Genomic DNA, 1,997 nt, shown 5'->3' with positions numbered 1-1,997 from the left:
CCCGGAGGCCCCCTCCACGGCGCTGGCCCGGCCTGCCGCCACCGGCGCCTCGAAGGCCGCCGTGCGTCCCCTCACGTCGCGCCCCATCGACTCGCGGTCCACGGCGAACAGCCGTCCCGGCCCCGGGTCGCGGAGCCCCGCCGGCCCGAAGCTCGGAGACGCGCAGGTGCTGGCGCAGGACTCGGCCATCGCGACCGCGGAGTCGGCGCTGGCGCAGGTGGCCGCCCGGGTGCGCGAGGCCCGGCCCCGGGGCGTGGACATCCCGGCGGACGCCGAGTTCAACGGCGAGCTGCTGCGCCGCGTGCGCGAGGCCCGGAGCCTGTCCATCCAACAGCTCGCCGACCGCACCCGCATCTCCGTGCGTCACCTGGAGAACGTGGAGGCGGACCGCTACACCGCGCTGCCCCCGCCGGTGTACCTGCGAGGAATCCTGATGAACCTCGCCCGCGAGCTGGGGTTGGATCCGCTGCGCGTGTCCAAGAGCTACCTGGCGCTGTTCTCCGAGAAACCCGCCAAGTCGGGACGTTGACCTGGAGGGCGGCCTGTCGTCACTCCGCGCATCAGGAAAAGTTGACTCGCACGGGGTGGGTGCCTAAGTAATGGCACGATGACGGAAGAGGAAAAGGTCAAGGCGATGCGTCTGGCCCGCGCGATTGCCTCGGATATCTCGCTCTACAACGAGCAGAAGATCATCAAGGGCATCGAGCAGGACAACCTCTTCGAGGTCCTCAAGGAGGAGCTGGAGGAGGGGCGCGCGCTCTACAAGAGCCGCGTGAGCCAGGAGATCAGCACCCAGGCGAACTTCTTCGAGCGCGCCGTCAACGACATCGTCCTGCGCTCCAAGGCGCACGTGAAGTCGAAGATCTGGTAGTCACCCGGTCCGTGGCCTCACCCGACACGCGCGAGCACCGCGCCCTCCCTGAAGCCCGGGGGGAGCGCCTGGACCAATACCTCGCCCGCGCGTTCCCGGACCTCACCCGCTCCCGCCTCCAGGGCCTCATCGCCGACGGCCACGTGCTGTCCGATGGCAAGCCCGGCAAGGTCGCGCAGCGCCTGCGCGGGGGCGAGCTCCTCACCGTCCACATCCCCGCGCCCGTCGCCGCCATTCCGCAGGCGGAAGCGCTGCCCGTGGCCGTGCTGCACGAGGACCGCGACCTCGTCGTCGTGGACAAGGCCGCCGGCATGGTGGTGCATCCGGGGGCGGGCCACGCCTCCGGCACGCTCGTCAACGCGCTCCTGCACCGCGTGAAGGATTTGTCCGGCGTGGGCGGGGAGCTGCGCCCGGGCATCGTCCACCGGCTGGACAAGGACACCACCGGCTGCCTCGTCGTCGCCAAGCACGAGCAGTCCCTCGTGGCCCTCCAGAAGGCCTTCAAGACGCGCGAGGTCCAGAAGACCTACCTCGCGCTGGTGCACGGCAGTCCCCCCGCGGAAGGGCGCATCGAGACGCTCTACGGCCGCCACCCGGTGAACCGCCAGCGCTTCACCGGCAAGGTGAAGGAGGGCAAGCCCGCCATCACCGTGTTCCGCGTCCTTGAAGCCTTCGAAGGCGCGGCCCTGGTGGAGGTGGACCTGCTCACTGGCCGCACGCATCAGATCCGCGTCCACCTCTCCGAGGCCGGCTATCCGCTGCTCTGCGATGCGCTCTACGGCGCGGGCCGCAAGGCGAAAGGCGCGGTGGCGGAGGCCCAGGAGGCGCTGGGCCGTCAGGCGCTGCACGCGTGGCGCCTGGCCTTCGAGCACCCGCGCACCCACAAGCTGCTGTCGCTGGAGGCGCCCCTTCCGGAGGACCTCGCGGCGGCCCTGCGCCTGCTGCGGGAGGCGGGCATTCCCGCCGGGCCTCCCGCGAAGGCGAAGGCGAAGACGGCTCCTAGTGGAGTGTCCGCGAAGTAAGTCGACATAGTCGCGGAGGATGAATAGCTCTCCTCCATGAGGAGACGACCTCCGCGGCTCATCCAGCTCTCCCAGGAGGATACTGCCCTCCTGGAAGAGCTGGT

3 protein-coding genes are annotated in these 1,997 nt (G+C 70.3%); all 3 read left to right on the top strand.

The window, feature by feature from the left end; translation table 11 throughout:
- A partial coding sequence (locus D7V93_RS42335) for a helix-turn-helix domain-containing protein (RefSeq protein ID WP_147451655.1) occupies positions 1-529 on the top strand: 529 nt, incomplete at its 5' end.
- 78 nt (positions 530-607) lie between these two features.
- Entirely contained in the window at positions 608-871 is a 264-nt protein-coding gene (locus D7V93_RS42330; protein ID WP_120532975.1) for a hypothetical protein, read from the top strand.
- Positions 872-882: 11 nt separating this feature from the next.
- Positions 883-1,893 carry an RluA family pseudouridine synthase gene (locus D7V93_RS42325; protein WP_120648605.1) on the top strand — a complete coding sequence of 337 codons (1,011 nt, stop codon included), beginning with the start codon at positions 883-885 and terminating at the stop codon, positions 1,891-1,893.
- Positions 1,894-1,997 lie beyond the last annotated feature (104 nt).

This window comes from Corallococcus llansteffanensis, from assembly GCF_003612055.1.
GTDB lineage: Bacteria > Myxococcota > Myxococcia > Myxococcales > Myxococcaceae > Corallococcus > Corallococcus llansteffanensis.
Note: the sequence above shows the minus strand (reverse complement) of the source record. Positions and strands in the feature narration are given on the sequence as shown.

What these genes read in the sequence shown, in the direction of transcription:
- D7V93_RS42330 (WP_120532975.1), top strand. Translation starts at nt 608, where the DNA reads ATGACGGAAGAGGAAAAGGTCAAGGCGATGCGTCTGGCCCGCGCGATT.